Source organism: Sphingopyxis selenitireducens (assembly GCF_051550705.1).
GTDB lineage: Bacteria > Pseudomonadota > Alphaproteobacteria > Sphingomonadales > Sphingomonadaceae > Sphingopyxis.
Genome location: NZ_JBPULG010000007.1, coordinates 174228 through 190587 on the forward strand (window position 1 = coordinate 174228; position 16360 = coordinate 190587).

Sequence of the window (16360 nt, forward strand, 5' to 3'; positions counted from 1 at the left end):
GGGACCGCGTGGCCCGTCGCCGCGTTTAGGGAGGCGGGCGCAACTGTCAAACAAATTGCTTCGGGCGTGTGAAATTATCGACGAGCCGAGCAAATAGGTTAGCGACATGTTAACTATATTCGTTGCACATTGGCGCCATGGCGATCCCCCCGTTCCTGAAGCCCCGGATGCTTATGGCGGCCGCCGCGGCCCTGTCGCTTTCGGCCTGTTTCGGTTCCCCCGACGTCATGAAGCGTGGCGATTCGAAGCGCCCGTCGACAAGCGCCGGCAAGCGCCCGCAAATTAACAGCACACCCTCTTTCACGAGCGCCGAATCGCGGCAATGCGCGGTCGATCTGAAGCAGGCGGGGGTGCGGTTCACGCCGCTGGCCAATGAGGACCATGGCGGCGGATGCAGTTCGATCGATTCGGTAAAGCTGCTCGACATCGGAACGCCGACGACCAATCTTGGCGCGATGACCTGTCCGCTCGCGCGCAACTTCGCAGCTTGGGCGCAATATGCGGTAAAGCCCGCGGCGCGAAAATTTTTCGGGACCGAAGTGGTGAAGATCGAGACCTTTGGCACCTATAGTTGCCGCAACATCTATGGCGGCCGATCGGGCCGCTTGTCGCAGCATGCATCGTCGAACGCGATCGACATATCGGGATTCGTCCTCGCTGACGGGCGGCGGATCATGCTCGATGGCGGATGGAAGGGCGACAAACCGTCGCAGGATTTCCTGCGCGCGCTCCACACATCGGCGTGCCGGCGGTTCGGCACGGTGCTGGGCCCCGACTATAACGCCGCCCATTATAATCATTTTCACATGGACATGAGCGGCAACGGTTACTGCCGCTGACTTGGCTTTGCGCGCGGAAGGCGCTAGCCGTCCGTTAATGACAGAAGATAAACAACCCCATCGTTCGCGTTTCCACAAAGCCAAGGATGACGCGCAGTTCGCCAAACAGGCGACCACGACCCCGCAGACCGCCAGTGCCGCATATAAGCTGGCGTTTCAGGACAAGGAGTTCCTGCTGCGCGAGGATTTGCGCCCGGTGCGCTTCCAGCTGGAATTGCTCAAGCCCGAATTGCTGCTCGACGAAGCCAAGATCGAATCGATGCTCGTCATCTATGGCTCGGCGCGCATCCCCGAGCCGGCAGTGGCCGACGCACTCGAAGCCGCGGCGACCGACGACGCCAGCCGCAACATCGCGCGCCGGCTGAAGGCCAAGGCGAAATATTATGAAGAGGCGCGGGCGCTCGCGCGGATCGCAAGCCAGGTGCCGTGCGATGAAAACGGCTGCCGCCACTTCGTCGTCTGTTCGGGCGGAGGTCCGTCGATCATGGAGGCTGCGAATCGCGGCGCGGCCGACGAGGGCAAGGAATCGGTCGGGCTCAATATCGTGTTGCCGCACGAACAGGCGCCGAACCGGTTCGTGACCCCGGACCTCAGCTTTCAGTTCCATTATTTCGCGCTGCGCAAGATGCACTTTCTGCTTCGCGCGCGGGCGGTTTGTGTTTTCCCCGGCGGCTTTGGCACGTTCGACGAGATGTTCGAGCTGCTGACCCTGATCCAGACCGGCAAGATCAAACCGATCCCGATCGTGCTGTTCGGCGAGGAATTCTGGCGCCGTGTGGTCAATTTCGATGCGCTGGTCGAGGAGGGCGTGGTCAGCGCCCGCGATCTCGACCTGTTCAAGTTCGTTGAAACCGCGGACGAGGCGTGGAAGATCATCCAGGATTTCTACGCGGCGATCGAGCCGGATTGAGGAAAAGGGCGTCGCCCCCGCGAAGGCGGGGGCCGCTCTCGGCCAAGCGCCAAGTTGCCAGCGGCTCCCGCCTTCGCGGGAGCGACGCTATTTCTGCGTTTCCATATACAGGATCAGCGCTTTGCGATCGGCGGGGTCGATGACCCCGGCGAACGCCATGCGCGTTCCGGGCAGCGCCTTCATCGGTTCTGCCAGAAAGGCATCGAGTGCGGCGGCGTCCCAGGTGCCGCCCTTGGCCTTCATCGCGCCTGAATAGGAGAATCCTGCGTGCGAGGCGACCGGACGGTCGACAATGCCGTGGAGGTTCGGGCCAATGCCGTTCCCGCCGCCCGCGTCGATCGTATGGCAAGCATCGCAGCGCCGGAAGACCTGTTCGCCCATGGCGGCGGTCGGTTCGATCGTGGGTGCGGGCGCTTCGACGGCGGTACCTCCGCCCGCCGGTGCATCGGCGGGCTGGTCGCTCTTGCCGCAGCCTGCGAGGGCGAAAGCACCCGCCAACAGGACGGGCGCGAGGCGCATTATTTCTTGGCTTCGGCCGGAGCGGGAGCCGCGGCGGCATCGGCTGCCGGTGCGGCGGCGGGAACTGCGCCATCGGCGGGAGCCGCAGCGGCATCGGCCGGAGCCGCCGCAGCGCCTTCAGCCGGGGCGGCTTCGGGTGCGGGCAGCGGCAGGTTCGAACCCATGCTGTTCATGTAGACGATCAGGTTCGCGCGATCTTCGGGGCTGCTGAGGCCAGCGAAGGACATTTTGGTGCCGGGCGCATATTTACGCGGGCTGGTCAGCCAGGCGTCCATGCCAGCGAAATCCCAATTGCCCGGAACGCCCTTGAGCGCGTCCGAATAGGCGAAGCCCGGGACATGGCCGTGAGCCTTGCCCAGCGCGCCGAACAGATTCGGGCCGATGCCGTTGGCACCGCCCGAATTGATCGTGTGGCAGGCGGCGCATTTGGCGAACACGGCTTCGCCCTTTGCCGGATCGGCGGCGGCGAGCAGATTGGCGATCGGCACGGCCGGCTTTCCGCCGCCCGCGCCGCCATCGGCGTCCTCAATGGGAAAACCGGGCTTTTCGGGGGCGTGGCCGGCGAAGATCATGCTCGATCCGATCGTCAGGCCCAGTGCGCAAATGCCGGCAAACAATACCCAGCCAGCAATAGTGTTGTTGCGATTGTCCATGCTCTGCAAGCCCCGTGTTCGTTCGCGCCCTTGATCGGGACGCATGATCTGATTTGGTCGCTCCCTTACTGGTGCGGGCACGGCGGCGCAAGGGGGCGCGCGCCGATGAATCGGCCGTCGCTCCGGTTGCGTGGCTGCGTTCGCCCCGCTATGCGCCGCGGTTCGGGCGCGGAAGGGCAGACATGGGCAGTTATACGGCTTCGGCACAGCGGTTGGTTGACGAAATGAAGGTTGCGGCCTTGGCCGATCCGGCGCGCGGCCTTGCCTTTCAGGGCGCCCCGGGCGCGAACAGCGATCTTGCCGCGCGCGAATATGATCCGGATTCGCTGCCGCTCCCCTGCTATTCCTTTCAGGATGCGATCGACGCCGTGCGCGAAGGCCGCGTCGACCGGGCTATCATCCCGATCGAAAACAGCCTGCACGGCCGCGTCGCCGATATTCACTTCCTGCTGCCCGAATCGGGACTGTCGATCGTCGGCGAGCATTTCCTGCCGATCCGTTATGGCCTGATGAGCCGCGACCTCGGTCCGATAACGCGAGCGATGAGTCATGAGCAGGCGCTGGGCCAGTGCCGCAAATGGCTGCGGGCCAATCATATTTCGCCGGTCGCGCACAGCGACACTGCGGGCGCGGCCGCGTGGGTCGCCGACAGCGACGAGGTCGGGCTCGCGGCGCTGGCGCCGCCGCACGCCGCCGAGCTTTACGGGCTGACGCTGCATGGCACCGGAATGGAAGATGCGGACCATAATATGACGCGCTTCGTCATTCTGGCGCGCGAGCCGCTCGCCGATCTGTCGGCGGCCCGCGGGCCGCTGATGACGACCTTCATGTTCGAGGTGAAGAATATTCCCGCGGCGCTTTACAAGGCGCTCGGCGGCTTTGCGACGAATGGCGTCAATATGACCAAGCTGGAAAGCTATCAGGTCGCGGGCAGCTTTGCCGCGACGCAATTCTACACCGACATCGTCGGTGCGCCGGGCGACGAAAATATCGACCGCGCGCTCGAAGAGCTGGATTTCCAGACCAAGTCGCTGCGCTTGCTCGGCACCTATCCGATGGCGCGCGTCCGGGGCTAGGTGGCGCTATTCACCCCGGCGCGCGAGGACGCGCGCGGTGGCATAGCTCTGAAGGATGAACAGGGTCACCAATATGCTGGCGACGACCAGCGCGAACAGGTCAAAGGCGGAAAAGGGCGTGTGCGGCACCAGCCCCGCGCCGACGATCGGCATCAACACGGTCATCGTCATCAGCATCAGCCTGAGCTCGGTCGGCCCGCCTGCCATATAGGACAGGCGGAATTCGCCGACGACCTTCGCGGCGAGGAAGGTGTGGATCGACAGCAGGAAATAGCCGACGATCGCCATCAGCGCGACGTCGAGACGCATATAGGGGCTGACCCCGATCGCGCCGATCATCAGCAATGTCCCCATCGCATCGACGCTATGGTCGACGAAATAGCCATAGGACGGGCGTTCGATGCGGCGCCAGCGCGCGAGGCTGCCGTCCAGCGAATCTCCGAACCAGTTGACGACATAGCCCAGAAGCGAAAGCCCCAGCCATTCGCTGTCGAGCCAGCTGAGCACATAACCTGCCGCCACCATCACCGCGCCGGCAAAGCCCAGCGTGGTCAACTGGTCGGGCGTGACCCAGGCGGGAAGGCGCGGGCACAGCCAGTTCAGCAGCCGCCGTTCGCTGCGGGCGAGGATATTTTGCTGGATTCGCACGGGCGGCTTGGCAGCGGTGGGGTTGATATTGCTCAAAAAAGGGGCCTTCGTCAGGGCTGTCACAAAGGTGTCAGCCAGCTGTCATGGCCTCGCCATAGAAAGAAATGGCAGAGCGGGGAAGGGCGTAGGTCTCAACGTGCCTTGTCAGGGGCGCTATTCAGCCGAGAGAGATGGCGCCGATGCGGCCTTTCAGTCCTGCCAGGGGCCGATTTCGCCGACTTCGCCGACGGTACGAAAGCGAACCGCGTCGCCGAGCCAGGCAATTTCCCACATCGGTGCGGGGCGTGCCCATTCGCCGACGACGAAGAGCGGAAATTTGTTTGCCGCGACAAAGGCAAGATCGTCGGCCGAGGGGCCTGGAACGATGGTTTCCGATTTCTGGCGCAGACGGACAATGGCCAGCGTGCCCGGCGGCGGCGGCGGCAGCGACTGCCGCGTCGGCATGCCAATGCTGGTCCCGATGGTGGGATAGCCATTTTTGTCGCGGGTCAGCAGCAGCAATTTGTCGGCGGTGGCATAGGGGCCGCCGACCGGCTGCCCCGCAATCTTGCGGCCCGCGAGTGCGGCGAATTCCCGGATATCGGCGTCGGCGATCGACCCGGGATTCGGCGCGGGAACTTCGGCCTGGGGAAGCGACTGCGCGGCGAGGGGATCGGCGGCTAGCGCCGCCAACAGCATCAACGCCGCGATCAATGCGCTTCGCCCCAACTTTTTCCGGTGCCAATTTCCACTTCAAGCGGGACCGACAGCTTGAGCGCGGGTTCGGCGGCACCCGCCATCACCGCGCGGATGACTTCGCTGGCGGCCGCCGCCTTGTCCTCGGGTGCCTCGAACACCAGTTCGTCGTGGACCTGGAGCAGCATTTTGACGTCGGACAGGCCAGCGTCCGCCAGCGCTTTCGGCATCCGCGCCATCGCGCGCTTGATCAGGTCGGCGCTCGTTCCCTGGATCGGCGCGTTGATCGCGGCGCGTTCGCTGCCCGCGCGTTCATTCTGGCTCGCGGCCTTGATGCGCGGGAACCAGGTTTTCCGGCCGAACAGCGTTTCGGTATAGCCCGTCGCGCGGACGCCTTCGAGCGTGTCGGTGATATAGTCCGAAATGCCCGGGAAACGCTCGAAATAGCGGGCGATCAGTGCCTGAGCCTCGTCTGGGGTGATTTCGAGCCGCCCCGCAAGCCCCCAGCGCGAAATGCCATAGAGGATCGAGAAATTGACCGTCTTTGCCTTGCCGCGGGTGTCACGATTGCTTTCGCCGAACAATTCGATCGCGGTCGCGCTGTGGATGTCCTGTCCCTGCGCAAAGGCTTCCTTGAGTTCGGGAACGTCCGCCATGTGCGCCGCGAGCCGAAGTTCGATCTGGCTATAGTCGGCGGCGATCAGCACACGGCCGGGCGCCGCGATGAAGGCGTCGCGGATCTGACGACCGGTTTCGGTACGGATCGGGATATTCTGCAAATTGGGGTCGGTCGACGACAGCCGCCCCGTCTGCGCGCCGACGAGGCTGTAGCTGGTGTGGACGCGACCGGTTTTGGCGTTGATCTGTTGCTGAAGTGCGTCGGTATAGGTCGACTTGAGCTTGGCCAGCTGGCGCCACTCAAGAATCTTGCGCGCGATCGGTACGCCGTCGCGTTCCAACCGCTCAAGTTCGCTCTGGTCGGTCGACCAGTCGCCGGACTTGCCCTTGCGTCCCCCCTTGAGCCCGAGCTTGTCGAACAGGATTTCGCCAAGCTGCTTGGGGCTGCCGATCGAGAAGGGTTGACCCGCCAGACCGTGAACTTCGCCCTCGATACGCAGCATTTCGGTCGCGAACTCACCCGACAATTTGGCGAGATATTCGCGATCGACCATGATGCCGGCGCGTTCCATCGTCTCGACGGTGGCGGCGAGCGGACGGTCGACCATTTCGTAGATACGCGTCCCGCCCTCGATCGGCAGACGCAGCTTGAGCATTTTCCACAGCCGCAGCGCGACATCGGCATCTTCGGCGGCATATTCGGTCGCGCGGTCGAGCTGGACTTCGGCAAAGCTGATCTGCGATTTTCCCGTCCCGCACATTTCCTTGAAAGTCAGGCAGGTGTGATCGAGGTGCAGTTTCGCCAGCTCGTCGAGCCCATGCTGATGCTTGCCCGCGTCGAGTGCGAAGCTCATCACCAGCGTGTCGTCATAGGGCGCGATGGTCACCCCGTGCTGCGCGAGCACACCGATGTCATATTTCAGATTGTGGCCGACCTTCAGCACGGCGTCGTCCGCGAACAGCGCGCGAAGGCGCCCGAGGGCGTCGTCCATCGCGATCTGGTCGGGCTTTTCGGCGAACATGTCGGTGCCGCCGTGGCCGAGCGGGATGTAGCAAGCCTTGCCGGGCGCGGTCGCCAGACTGACGCCGACCAGACGGCCGGTGACGCTGTCGAGACTGGCGGTTTCGGTATCGACCGCGACGACATGCGCCGCCCTGGCTTCGGCGATCCAGCGGTCGAGCGCATCGACCGTCGTCACACATTCATAGGCGGAACGGTCGATTGCGGGCATCGGCGGCAAGGTCGGGGTCGATGACGCGTCGGCGGCTGGTGCGCCAGGCGTTGCGCCGGCGCGCGGCAATGTCGGCGGACCGCCCGGCGTCGCACCCGTATCGACCTTTGCCGAGAGCGAGCGAAAGCCATGCTCATCGAGAAAGGCCTTGAGCGGCAAGGGCGGAATCGCGCCCAGCTTGAGGTCGTCGAGCGCATCGGGCAGCGGAATGTCGCATTTCAGTTCGACCAAAACGCGCGACAATCGCGCCTTGTCGGCATGTTCGATCAGATTGTCGCGGAGCTTGCCGGGCTTCATAGCCGGCGCAGCCGCGAGCACGGCTTCCAGATTGCCATATTCGACGATCAGCTTGGTCGCGGTCTTGGGGCCGATACCCGGGACGCCCGGTACATTGTCGGCGCTGTCGCCCATCAGTGCGAGGATGTCGCCGACCAGTTGCGGACCGACGCCGAACTTCTCCACCACCCCGGCCTCGCCGATCCGGACATTCTTCATCGTGTCGAGCATATCGACGTGCGGCGCGCCGTCCGGCTCACGGACGAGTTGCATCAAATCCTTGTCACTGCTGACGACGGTGACGTCCCAGCCCGCTGCGACGGCCGCCTCGGTATAGCAGGCGATCAGGTCATCAGCCTCGAAACCCTCAAGTTCGATGCAGGGTAGCGAAAAGGCGCGCGTCGCGTCCCGGATCAGCGGGAATTGCGGCACCAGATCTTCGGGAGCGGGCGGACGGTGGGCCTTGTAATCGGCATAGATATCGTTGCGAAACGACTTGCCGCTGTGGTCGAGAATGACCGCCAGATGGGTCGGACCGTCGGCGTCGTGAAGATCCTTCGCCAGTTTCCACAACATCGTCGTATAGCCGTAAACCGCGCCGACAGGGACCCCTTGCGGGTTCGTCAGCGGCGGCAGGCGGTGATAGGCGCGGAAGATATAGCCGGAGCCGTCGACGAGGTAGAGATGATTCTTTTGGGACATGCGGCGCGGTGTAGCAGGGGTGAGTGGGGCGGCCTAGCTATGTCGAAGCCAAGGTCGGGTGCGAGCGTCGGCTTTGGGGTGGGGAGCTGCCATTCCCCTCTCCCGTCGAGAGAGGGGTACGCAGGCTTGGTTGCATAGCAACCTAGCCGAAGTTGGGTGAGGGGATCGCCGGTAGATTGCTGAAATTGCCGGTTGCGAAGCCTCACACACCCTCACCCAACCCTCTCCCAAAGGGAGAGGGCTTTTACGATAAGTAACGGTCGTTAGCAGCCGTCACCACTTCGTCACCCCGGACTTGATCCGGGGTCCATGACTTCAACGCTGCTGTGGATCCCGGATCAAGTCCGGGATGACGAGTAAGGCGAAGTCGACTTTCGGTCGAAACCGGTCTTGGGGTCGCGTTATCGATAATCGATAACGAGCTTCGCCGCCGCCGCGACCGCGGCGGTGCGGGCTTCGTCGGTGTCGCCTCCTTCGACGCGCGCCAGCGTGATCCCCATGCGGCGCCAGGGGCGCGTCACCGGCTTGCCAAAGATGCGGGCGTCGATCGCGGTTTCGGCATCGGGCGCGGCAAGCGCGTCGGCGAGGCCGGAGATCGCGAAATTTTCGGCATCGCGGTCGGCGAGCAGCACCGCGCTCGCGCTCGCGTCGGGCGCTGCGATGCCGGGGATGGGCAGGCCGAGGATTGCGCGCGCGTGAAGGTCGAACTGGGTGAGCCGCTGGGAGATGAGTGTTACCATGCCCGTATCGTGCGGGCGGGGCGAGAGTTCGGAGAAGATGACCGTGTCGCCCTTGACGAAAAATTCGACGCCGAAAATGCCATGGCCGCCAAGGGCATCGACGACCTTGGTCGCCATCGCTTGCGCGCTCGCGAGCGCGGCGGCGGACATGGCGGCGGGTTGCCAGCTTTCGCGATAGTCGCCGCGTTCCTGGCGGTGGCCGATCGGGGGACAGAAGGAGACGCCGTCCTTGTGGCGGATGGTCAGCAGCGTGATTTCATAGTCGAAGTCGATGAAGGCTTCGGCGATCACGCGCAGCCGGTCGCCGCGCATCCCGGCGGCGGCATAGTCCCACGCACCGTCGACCCCGGCAGCGTCCTTGACCGTGCTCTGGCCCTTGCCCGACGATGACATGACGGGTTTGACGACGAGCGGGAAACCGATCCGCGCCGCGGCGGCAGCCAGTTCCTCGCGGCTCGTCGCATATTCGAAGGTCGAGGTGACAAGCCCCAACTCGCTCGCGGCAAGATCACGGATCGCGTCGCGGTTCATCGTCAGCTGTGCGGCGCGCGCCGACGGGACGACGTGGAAACCCTCGGCCTCCAGTTCGACCAGTATTTCGGTGCGGATCGCTTCGATCTCGGGAACGATATGGTCCGGGCGATATGTCTCGACCGCCTTGCGCAGCGCGTCGCGGTCGAGCATCGAGAAGACCTCGAAGCCATCGGCGACCTGCATCGCGGGCGCCCCTGCGTAACTGTCGCACGCGATCACGCGGCATCCGAGGCGCTTGGCCGAAATGACGAACTCGCGGCCGAGTTCGCCCGAGCCGAGGAGGAGGATGGTGGCGGTGGGGGTCATATGCAGCTCCGAATCTGAAGCCACATCCACACCCTATATCGCGGCGAAGCGCAATGCGCGTTTGTTCAACGCGCCCGTCCGCAATGGCGTCCGCACCGGTCAGGTTGATCCGACGTGTCTTCGGCCGGACGCTGAGTGTCTGAATCGCGGGCTTCGCCCTCTGAGGCGGGGCGTTGTACTGCCTTCACTCCGGCCAATTCGCGGTATCATGGTCGGGATGCTGGTGATTGCTTGCCCGGATCGCGCCGACGAGATCGCTCATCGTGTCTTCGGTCGTGCCCTCTTCGGTCAGGCCGGGAAGCGTATCGAACCACGGCATCCGCCCCTCGACACCGAACTGGACCCGCGGCGGAAAGTCCGCCGGATTGTCGAGCGATCCGGTGGTGACGCTCAGATGCTTGCTTGCCGCATAATCATAATAGAGCGGGGTGCCGCATGCCCGGCAGAAACCGCGCTCGACCTGATCCGAACTTTTGAAGGTCGCGGGAGTGCCGCGCGTCCAGCTGAGCGCATCCTTCGGAATACCGATCAGCGCCGCGAAATAATTGCCCGCCGCCTTCTGGCACATGCGGCAATGGCAGATGTGCGACGTGTCGAGGATCGCGCCCGCATGATAGCGCACCGCGCCGCACTGGCAGCCACCTGAGGCTTGGACATCGAGGCGTTCGGGACGGCTCATTGCGATTTACTCCCATTCTTGCTCGCAAGTTACGCTTATCCTGAAATGCCGTCATCACCCATTTTGGAATGAGCCGAACGATTTTTTAAGCTGCCGTCCGATTGGCTGTCGCATCGGGCCCCGCCGTGGGATGGTCGGCTGCCGTGATTTCCATTCAGTTCGCGTTTTGGTGCCGTCGACAGCGCATGGTCACCAAACTGCAACGCTGGCAGCGCAACTCGCCTGCATTTCGGCGATGGTCTCTATGAGGGGTCGATCAGGCTAAATGGGGCGGACGAGATATTCCGGCGGTGGGGTGTTGCGTACATTCCTTCTGTCACTGGCGTTGCTGTTGCAAGTGCTGGTGGCTGAGCCCGTTGCTGCGCGCGGACAACAGGATGATTGGGGAGTCACGGCGGGTCAGCCGCTTGCCGACGCGCTGCGCCAGTTCGGCAAGCGCAACGGATATGATGTGGTCGTTGCCGAAGAGCTGGTTGAAGGCAAAAGAGCGGCTTCGGTGCAAAAGGCCCGGACGGCTTATGACGCCCTGATGCAAATGCTGAATGGAAGCGGGCTGGTGCCGCGTTTCACACGGCCCGATGCGATCATCCTCGAACGACCCGAGCAACAGGCGGCCCCCGACATGTCGCTCGAAGAGATCGATGTGCTGACCTCCGCCTTTCGTGCGGGCAATGACGAATATCGCTGGTATGGCGAAAAGCTGCTGGGGGCCAGCCTCGCGCTTTTGCGCCGGTCGAGCGAATTGGGCGCGCGATCCTATGATTTCACGCTCTATGTCTGGCTGTCGGCGGACGGACGCATCGTCGGTCTCGACGGCTTTGGCGCAGGGAGTAACGAGGAAGCGCTCGGCACGGCGCGCAGGCTGCTCGATGGCATGAAGGTCGGCTCACCGCCGCCCGCGAATATGCCTCAGCCGGTCGGGCTGCGGATCGTCGCGCAGTGATCGGCGCTATCGAGATCGACGGCAAGGGTCGGCGCGCCGTGTCGAACGGCAGAGGGCTTGGGGCCGCGATTGCGCTCTCGCTATTCCTTCACGTCGGTGGGATTATCCTCTTCAGCCTTGCCCATATCGGCAATGGTGCGGCCGGCTCCCGGTTGGCGGAGAATGGTGAGCCGCTGACGGTCGAGCTTCTGGCGCCCGAGCCTGCGGCAGGCCCTTCGCGCGCGGGGGGTGGGGATCCCGATGTGCGCGAACTGTCCTTCACGCAGGAGCGGAGCGACATGGCGCTCCGGATGAAGGGGGCGAGCAACGCCCCCGCCGCCGGGAATGCGAAATTCGACGCCGAATTGGCGAGCTTGCTGGCGGACGATCCGCTGATGGGGGCGGGCAAGTCGGCCTATGGTGCCATCTTGCGCAAACATATTGCGGCGCACAGCCGGCGCCGTGGCGATCGCATCGGCCGGAACGACGCGGGGCTGGTTATATTGCGGTTCCGGGTCGCCCGTGACGGGCGCGTCGTCGATGCACGTGTGCTGCGCTCGCCGAATGGTCTGATTGGCGAAAAGGCGCTTGCCGCGCTCTGGCGGTCCGAGCCTTTGCCGCAAGTGCCGGGCGAACTGGTCGCTCCGGTCGAGGTCGATGTGCCCATCGACTTTCAGGTCCAGGGGTGAGTGCCGGTGCGCCCGTCCCCGCCGGTCCGCTAGCGCGATGGAGACCTTCGCCCTCCTTCAGCGCTTTATGCAACTTTATCCCGATTTCCGGGAGCGGCTGCGCCGTCGTCTCGGCTCGGCCGACCTTGCCGACGAGGCGCTCAACGAAGTCTATGTCAAACTGCGCACGACGGAAAAATCCTATTTGGTCCGCAACGCGCCTGCCTATCTCTTTCGTCTCACGCTGAACGCTGCTTCGGACCTGCGGCGGTCGGCGAGCCGGCTTTCGCTGGCGGAGCAGGTCGAGGCGGCGTTCGACATTCCCGATCCGGCACCCTCCGCGGCGCGCACGGCGGAGGATCGCCAAGCGATCGGGCAGCTCGAAGCGGCGATCTCCACCCTGACCGAAAGGCGGCGCATGGTGCTGATCGCCGTCCGCGTTCACGAGCGCTCGTGCAGGGAAATCGCCGCCGAGATGGGCGTAACAACGCGCACTATCGAAATGGAGCTGCGCAGCGCGCTCGATCATTGCGCCGAATATCTGAAGAAGAGTGAACGGGAGGATTTCGCTTATGGCCAGCAGAAACCGTCTCGTCATTGAAGGACTGATCCAAGTTGACGACGCCTGATAACAATGAACTGGGGGGACGGCCTGACCGGGACGCGATGGCGCGTAGCTGGGTCGTGCGCCTGAAATCGGGCGAGGCGACGCAGCGCGACGTCGATATGCTGTTGTCTTGGCGCGCGCAAAACGAAGAAAATGAAGGGGCCTTTCGTCAGGCGGTGCGGCTGTGGGAACAGCTTGGGCCGGCGCTGTCCGGTGGTGCTGCATTGCCGGTGGCCGGCGAAGGGCTTTCGCGCCGTTGGTTTCTGGGCGGCGGGGCAGCCATGGCCGCGATCGCGGCGGTGGCGATCATGCCACTGGTTGCGCCCGTTCCGGCAGGAGCCAGGGAGTATCGCACGGGCAAGGGCGAGCGCCGTAGCGTCCGGCTGGAGCCCGAAGTCAGCGCCGAGCTCAACACCGATTCGCGCCTGCTGTTCTGGGCGGACGCCGCCTCGCCGCGCGTGGAACTGTCGCAAGGCGAGGCTTTGATTTCGGCGACCTGCGACCCCGGGCGCCAGTTGATTGCGACGGCGAACGATGTCGAGATCCGCGCCCGCGTCGCGCGCTTTTCGATGCGATCGGACGGCGGCCTGATGCGGGTCGCCTGTCTGGAAGGGCGGATCGAGGTCGTTTCATCCGAAGGCCGTACGACGGTCGAGGCCGGGGCCAGTCTCGATTTCCGGGCGGGCACGGTACGACAGACACCGCGCGATGTCGCAGAAACCAGCACCGCGTGGCAGCGCGACATGTTCCTGTTCAAGGATCGTCCGGCGGGCGAAGTGATCGCCGAACTCAATCGCTATCGCCCCGGGCGCGTCTATCTTCTGGGAAGCCGGAACGACGCCCGGATCAGCGGCGTGATCCATCTTGAGCGCGCGGATGTTGCGGTCGATCACATCGCAAGATCATTGGACATGAAGGTCACGCGGCTGCCCGGTGGCGTGGCGATCCTGCGGAACTGACGCGGCGGTCCCGTCGAAAAAAAGATTTCGCATTTCCGGGTTCCCGAACGTCATGAAAGCGAAGGGGACGAAATGGGTGCTTATCTAGCCTTGGAGCCGCCAAAGATGCTCGACGCCGGGCTGCCCGCGCTGTCGGGCCGGCTGGGCCAGATACGCGCGCGCAAAGAGGCGTTCGACCTGCTGGCCGAATTCCTGCAGAGCCATGACCTGCCCGATCTGATCCTGACATTCATCCCGCCGGGCGACCTCGTCAACCAGACGGTCCAATGGTCGACGCTGACGAGCGAGACGTCCGATCGCCTGCGCGAAGCCGGGTTCGACGGGCGGGACCCGATCCGGCGGTTTGCGCGGCGATCGATCGATCCCTTTGTCTGGACCGGCTGCGAATGGCCCGGCGAAAGAAGCTTTGCCGCGAGAGAGTTGATGGCTCAGCTGCGTAAGGCCGGGATCGAAGGCGGCGCGAGTGTTGCCGTCTGGGGACGCGGCGGGCGCGTCGCCATTGCTGATGCTATCGCGCCGCAGCCGGTGTTGCGCGGATTGTCGCCATCCTTTCTCGATCTATTCTTCGCCGCGACCGCGCTGACTGCGCGCACGATCGAGCGGCTGTCGCTCATTCGCGTCAGCGCGCCGCTGACACGCCGGGAGATCGAGATTCTCGAACTTGCCGCACAGGGGCTGACGAACAACGGCATCGCCGAAAGGCTGGAGATCGTCGAGGAGACGGTCAAATTCCACTTTCGGGGAATAAGGGAAAAGTTGAACGTGCGCAGTCGCGCAGACGCGATAACGCGTTTCGCGGTGCTGGACGCGCCCTGGCCGGGTCGCCGCGAACCGAAATCACAAGATCGTTCGCAGACAGAACGAATATAGCGAACAAATTCAATAAATAATGTCCACAAACTGGCTCGGATCAATACTGATCCGGGCCTTTTGTGCTGTTTGAAAATCATGATAACTAATTAAAAGGGTTAGTATTTTCCGTGTAACAGTGAATCCGTAGCGCAGCGCTCATCGAGAGAGAATCGGACGGACCGATTCGGCTTACCCGGGGGCGTTGCACTGCGATGGCTGGAATGAGATTGAAGGAAGGACGAGATGTTTCTCGTCCCGCATGCGGATGGATGGCGACGGCAAGCCTGCTTGCGATGCTTGCCGCCAATCCGGCAATGGCGCAGGACGAGACGGGCGACGACACCGCGCAGCCGGCGGCCGCGACGGAAGAATTCCGTTTCGACGTCATGGAATATGTCGTGCGCGGCAATTCGGTGCTCGCCGCAGCCGACATCCAGACGGTGCTGATGCCGCACGCGGGTTACGGCAAGAGCGTGCCCGACGTCGAGGTCGCGCGCGGTGAGCTTGAAAAGGCGTATCGCGATCGCGGCTATGCGACGGTCGTCGTCGAAATCCCGCAGCAGGACGTGAGTTCGGGCATTCTCGAGTTGGTCGTCACCGAAGGCAAGGTCGGCCGCGTCCGCGTGACGGGCGCCGACTTCGTGCTGCCGAGTGAGGTTCGCGGCGCGCTGCCCAGCCTGAAGCCCGGCACCGTTCCCAATGTCCCGACGCTCCAGCAGGAACTGTCATCGGCGAACGCGCGCACGACCCGCACGATCACCCCCGAGTTCAAGGCCGGCACGGCGCCGGGCACCGTCGATATCGAACTGGCGGTCGAGGACAAGAAGCCGTGGGGCGCGTCGATCGAGGTGAGCGACCAGTATAACCGCTCGACCGAACGCTTTCGCCTCAATGTATCGGCCAACTACGACAATCTCTGGCAGGCCGGCCACAGCGCGAACATCTTCTTTCAGACCGCGCCGCAGGATTTCGATCAGGTCCAGGTCGTGTCGGGCTCCTATTATGCGCCGATCGGTTACGGCCGGTCGAGCCTGCTCGGCTATATCGTCAATTCGAACACCGATGTCGCGACCGTCGGCGGACTGACCGTCCTCGGCAACGGCCTGACGGTCGGTGGGCGCTTCATGCGGACGCTCGGCAATTCGCCGCAGGGAACGGTGCAGTCGCTGCTGTTCGGCGTCGACTACAAGGATTATCTCGACCAGATCGGCCTCGTCGATCCCGAAACGGGCGAGACACTGACCTTCGACACACCGATCACCTATCTGCCGTTCACCGCGCAATATCGCTGGCTGGGCGGCAACACGCAATCGAACGGCGAATTCAGTATCGGCGCGACCTTCGCCTTCGACGGCCTCGTCGGCCGCCAGCGCGAATTCGGCTATATCCCCGACAATCCGCTGACGCCGAATGTGAACGAGGAATCGGTCGGCAAGCGCGCCGGGGCCGAAGCCAGCTTCATCTATTTCTATGGCAGCGGCGTCTATAACCGCCAGCTCCAGAATGATTTCGACCTGCGTGCGGCGCTCGACTGGCAGCTTGCCCCCGCTCCGCTGATTTCGAACGAGCAATTCGTGCTCGGCGGGGTCGGCAGCATCCGGGGCTATCGCGAAGCGGAAGCGCTCGGCGACAGCGGCGCGCGGCTGTCGCTGGAGCTCGGATACAAGCTCCCGACCGGCAACGACAAGTTCGACTGGCGCGTCGCGGCTTTTCTGGAGGGCGGATACGCCTGGATCGAAAGCCCGCTTCCCGAAGAAAAATCGTCCTTCTGGCTCGGCAGTGCCGGCCTGACGACCAAGTTCGACCTGTACAAGATTTTCTACGGTCAACTCGACCTTGCTTATCAATTTCGATCGGATCCGACGAAGTCGGGGCAGCCTGCCCAAGACGATTTGGGCGGCCTGCGTGCGCACTTCAAAGTCGGCCTGAAATACTGAGGAAATAC

Annotated in this window: 16 protein-coding genes; 9 read left to right on the top strand and 7 right to left on the bottom strand. The window is 63.8% G+C overall.

All coding sequences use genetic code 11. The features are described 5' to 3' along the window. The first annotated feature begins 137 nt into the window (after window positions 1–137). Both ACSYDV_RS21710 and ACSYDV_RS21715 read left to right on the top strand, forming a co-directional pair. Window positions 138–839 carry an extensin family protein gene (locus tag ACSYDV_RS21710; RefSeq protein WP_438326160.1) on the top strand — a complete coding sequence of 234 codons (702 nt, stop codon included), beginning with the start codon at window positions 138–140 and terminating at the stop codon, window positions 837–839. A gap of 37 nt (window positions 840–876) precedes the next feature. After that, the gene (locus ACSYDV_RS21715; RefSeq protein WP_438326161.1) at window positions 877–1749 is read left to right on the top strand and encodes an LOG family protein; all 873 of its coding nucleotides are present in this window, start codon (window positions 877–879) and stop codon (window positions 1747–1749) included. 87 nt (window positions 1750–1836) lie between these two features. Here the strand turns inward: ACSYDV_RS21715 and ACSYDV_RS21720 are convergent, their stop codons facing one another. After that, complete coding sequence (locus ACSYDV_RS21720; protein WP_438326162.1) at window positions 1837–2268, bottom strand: c-type cytochrome; 432 nt, start codon at window positions 2266–2268, stop codon at window positions 1837–1839. Next, entirely contained in the window at window positions 2268–2921 is a 654-nt protein-coding gene (locus ACSYDV_RS21725; protein WP_438326163.1) for a c-type cytochrome, read from the bottom strand. Before ACSYDV_RS21725 ends, ACSYDV_RS21720 begins: the two co-directional genes overlap by 1 nt. A gap of 182 nt (window positions 2922–3103) precedes the next feature. On the opposite strand from ACSYDV_RS21725, the gene ACSYDV_RS21730 reads away from it, so the two are divergent. Beyond that, window positions 3104–3997 (top strand): prephenate dehydratase, encoded by an 894-nt coding sequence (locus ACSYDV_RS21730; protein WP_438326164.1) that lies wholly within the window; start codon window positions 3104–3106, stop codon window positions 3995–3997. A 6-nt stretch (window positions 3998–4003) separates the two neighbouring features. Here ACSYDV_RS21730 and ACSYDV_RS21735 read toward each other — a convergent pair whose 3' ends face one another. From ACSYDV_RS21735 to ACSYDV_RS21755, 5 genes are all read right to left on the bottom strand, one after another. Then, window positions 4004–4672 carry a CDP-alcohol phosphatidyltransferase family protein gene (locus ACSYDV_RS21735; protein ID WP_438326208.1) on the bottom strand — a complete coding sequence of 223 codons (669 nt, stop codon included), beginning with the start codon at window positions 4670–4672 and terminating at the stop codon, window positions 4004–4006. Window positions 4673–4834: 162 nt separating this feature from the next. Next, window positions 4835–5338 (bottom strand): hypothetical protein, encoded by a 504-nt coding sequence (locus ACSYDV_RS21740; protein ID WP_438326165.1) that lies wholly within the window; start codon window positions 5336–5338, stop codon window positions 4835–4837. Next, entirely contained in the window at window positions 5335–8148 is a 2814-nt protein-coding gene (gene polA, locus ACSYDV_RS21745) for a DNA polymerase I (RefSeq protein WP_438326166.1), read from the bottom strand. The genes ACSYDV_RS21740 and polA overlap by 4 nt, the downstream gene beginning before the upstream one ends. Before the next feature lie 401 nt (window positions 8149–8549). After that, the gene (gene purT, locus ACSYDV_RS21750) at window positions 8550–9728 is read right to left on the bottom strand and encodes a formate-dependent phosphoribosylglycinamide formyltransferase (protein ID WP_438326167.1); all 1179 of its coding nucleotides are present in this window, start codon (window positions 9726–9728) and stop codon (window positions 8550–8552) included. Window positions 9729–9912: 184 nt separating this feature from the next. After that, window positions 9913–10407 carry a GFA family protein gene (locus tag ACSYDV_RS21755; protein WP_438326168.1) on the bottom strand — a complete coding sequence of 165 codons (495 nt, stop codon included), beginning with the start codon at window positions 10405–10407 and terminating at the stop codon, window positions 9913–9915. A 298-nt stretch (window positions 10408–10705) separates the two neighbouring features. Here ACSYDV_RS21755 and ACSYDV_RS21760 point away from each other — a divergent pair, with 298 nt between their 5' ends. The 6 genes from ACSYDV_RS21760 (at window position 10706) to ACSYDV_RS21785 (ending at window position 16352) form a co-directional block, all read left to right on the top strand. Then, window positions 10706–11350: an STN domain-containing protein gene (locus tag ACSYDV_RS21760; protein WP_438326169.1), complete on the top strand. Its 645-nt coding sequence runs from the start codon at window positions 10706–10708 to the stop codon at window positions 11348–11350. Beyond that, window positions 11347–12018, top strand: coding sequence for an energy transducer TonB family protein (locus ACSYDV_RS21765; RefSeq protein WP_438326170.1), 672 nt, complete (start codon window positions 11347–11349; stop codon window positions 12016–12018). The genes ACSYDV_RS21760 and ACSYDV_RS21765 overlap by 4 nt, the downstream gene beginning before the upstream one ends. Window positions 12019–12085: 67 nt before the next feature. Continuing rightward, the gene (locus ACSYDV_RS21770; protein WP_438326171.1) at window positions 12086–12598 is read left to right on the top strand and encodes an RNA polymerase sigma factor; all 513 of its coding nucleotides are present in this window, start codon (window positions 12086–12088) and stop codon (window positions 12596–12598) included. 14 nt (window positions 12599–12612) lie between these two features. Next, the gene (locus ACSYDV_RS21775) at window positions 12613–13563 is read left to right on the top strand and encodes a FecR family protein (protein ID WP_438326172.1); all 951 of its coding nucleotides are present in this window, start codon (window positions 12613–12615) and stop codon (window positions 13561–13563) included. Between the two features lie 72 nt (window positions 13564–13635). After that, a complete protein-coding gene (locus tag ACSYDV_RS21780; RefSeq protein WP_438326173.1) occupies window positions 13636–14433 on the top strand; it encodes a response regulator transcription factor in 798 nt (265 codons plus the stop codon). Between the two features lie 251 nt (window positions 14434–14684). Further along, a complete protein-coding gene (locus ACSYDV_RS21785; protein WP_438326174.1) occupies window positions 14685–16352 on the top strand; it encodes a ShlB/FhaC/HecB family hemolysin secretion/activation protein in 1668 nt (555 codons plus the stop codon). Window positions 16353–16360 lie beyond the last annotated feature (8 nt).

Excerpts from the sequence above, each read along its gene's own strand:
- ACSYDV_RS21710 (WP_438326160.1), top strand. The coding sequence starts at position 138 with ATGGCGATCCCCCCGTTCCTGAAGCCCCGGATGCTTATGGCGGCCGCC.
- ACSYDV_RS21715 (WP_438326161.1), top strand. The coding sequence starts at position 877 with ATGACAGAAGATAAACAACCCCATCGTTCGCGTTTCCACAAAGCCAAG.
- ACSYDV_RS21720 (WP_438326162.1), bottom strand. The coding sequence starts at position 2,268 with ATGCGCCTCGCGCCCGTCCTGTTGGCGGGTGCTTTCGCCCTCGCAGGC.
- ACSYDV_RS21725 (WP_438326163.1), bottom strand. The coding sequence starts at position 2,921 with ATGGACAATCGCAACAACACTATTGCTGGCTGGGTATTGTTTGCCGGC.
- ACSYDV_RS21730 (WP_438326164.1), top strand. The coding sequence starts at position 3,104 with ATGGGCAGTTATACGGCTTCGGCACAGCGGTTGGTTGACGAAATGAAG.
- polA (WP_438326166.1), bottom strand. The coding sequence starts at position 8,148 with ATGTCCCAAAAGAATCATCTCTACCTCGTCGACGGCTCCGGCTATATC.
- purT (WP_438326167.1), bottom strand. The coding sequence starts at position 9,728 with ATGACCCCCACCGCCACCATCCTCCTCCTCGGCTCGGGCGAACTCGGC.
- ACSYDV_RS21755 (WP_438326168.1), bottom strand. The coding sequence starts at position 10,407 with ATGAGCCGTCCCGAACGCCTCGATGTCCAAGCCTCAGGTGGCTGCCAG.
- ACSYDV_RS21770 (WP_438326171.1), top strand. The coding sequence starts at position 12,086 with ATGCAACTTTATCCCGATTTCCGGGAGCGGCTGCGCCGTCGTCTCGGC.
- ACSYDV_RS21780 (WP_438326173.1), top strand. The coding sequence starts at position 13,636 with ATGGGTGCTTATCTAGCCTTGGAGCCGCCAAAGATGCTCGACGCCGGG.
- ACSYDV_RS21785 (WP_438326174.1), top strand. The coding sequence starts at position 14,685 with ATGGCGACGGCAAGCCTGCTTGCGATGCTTGCCGCCAATCCGGCAATG.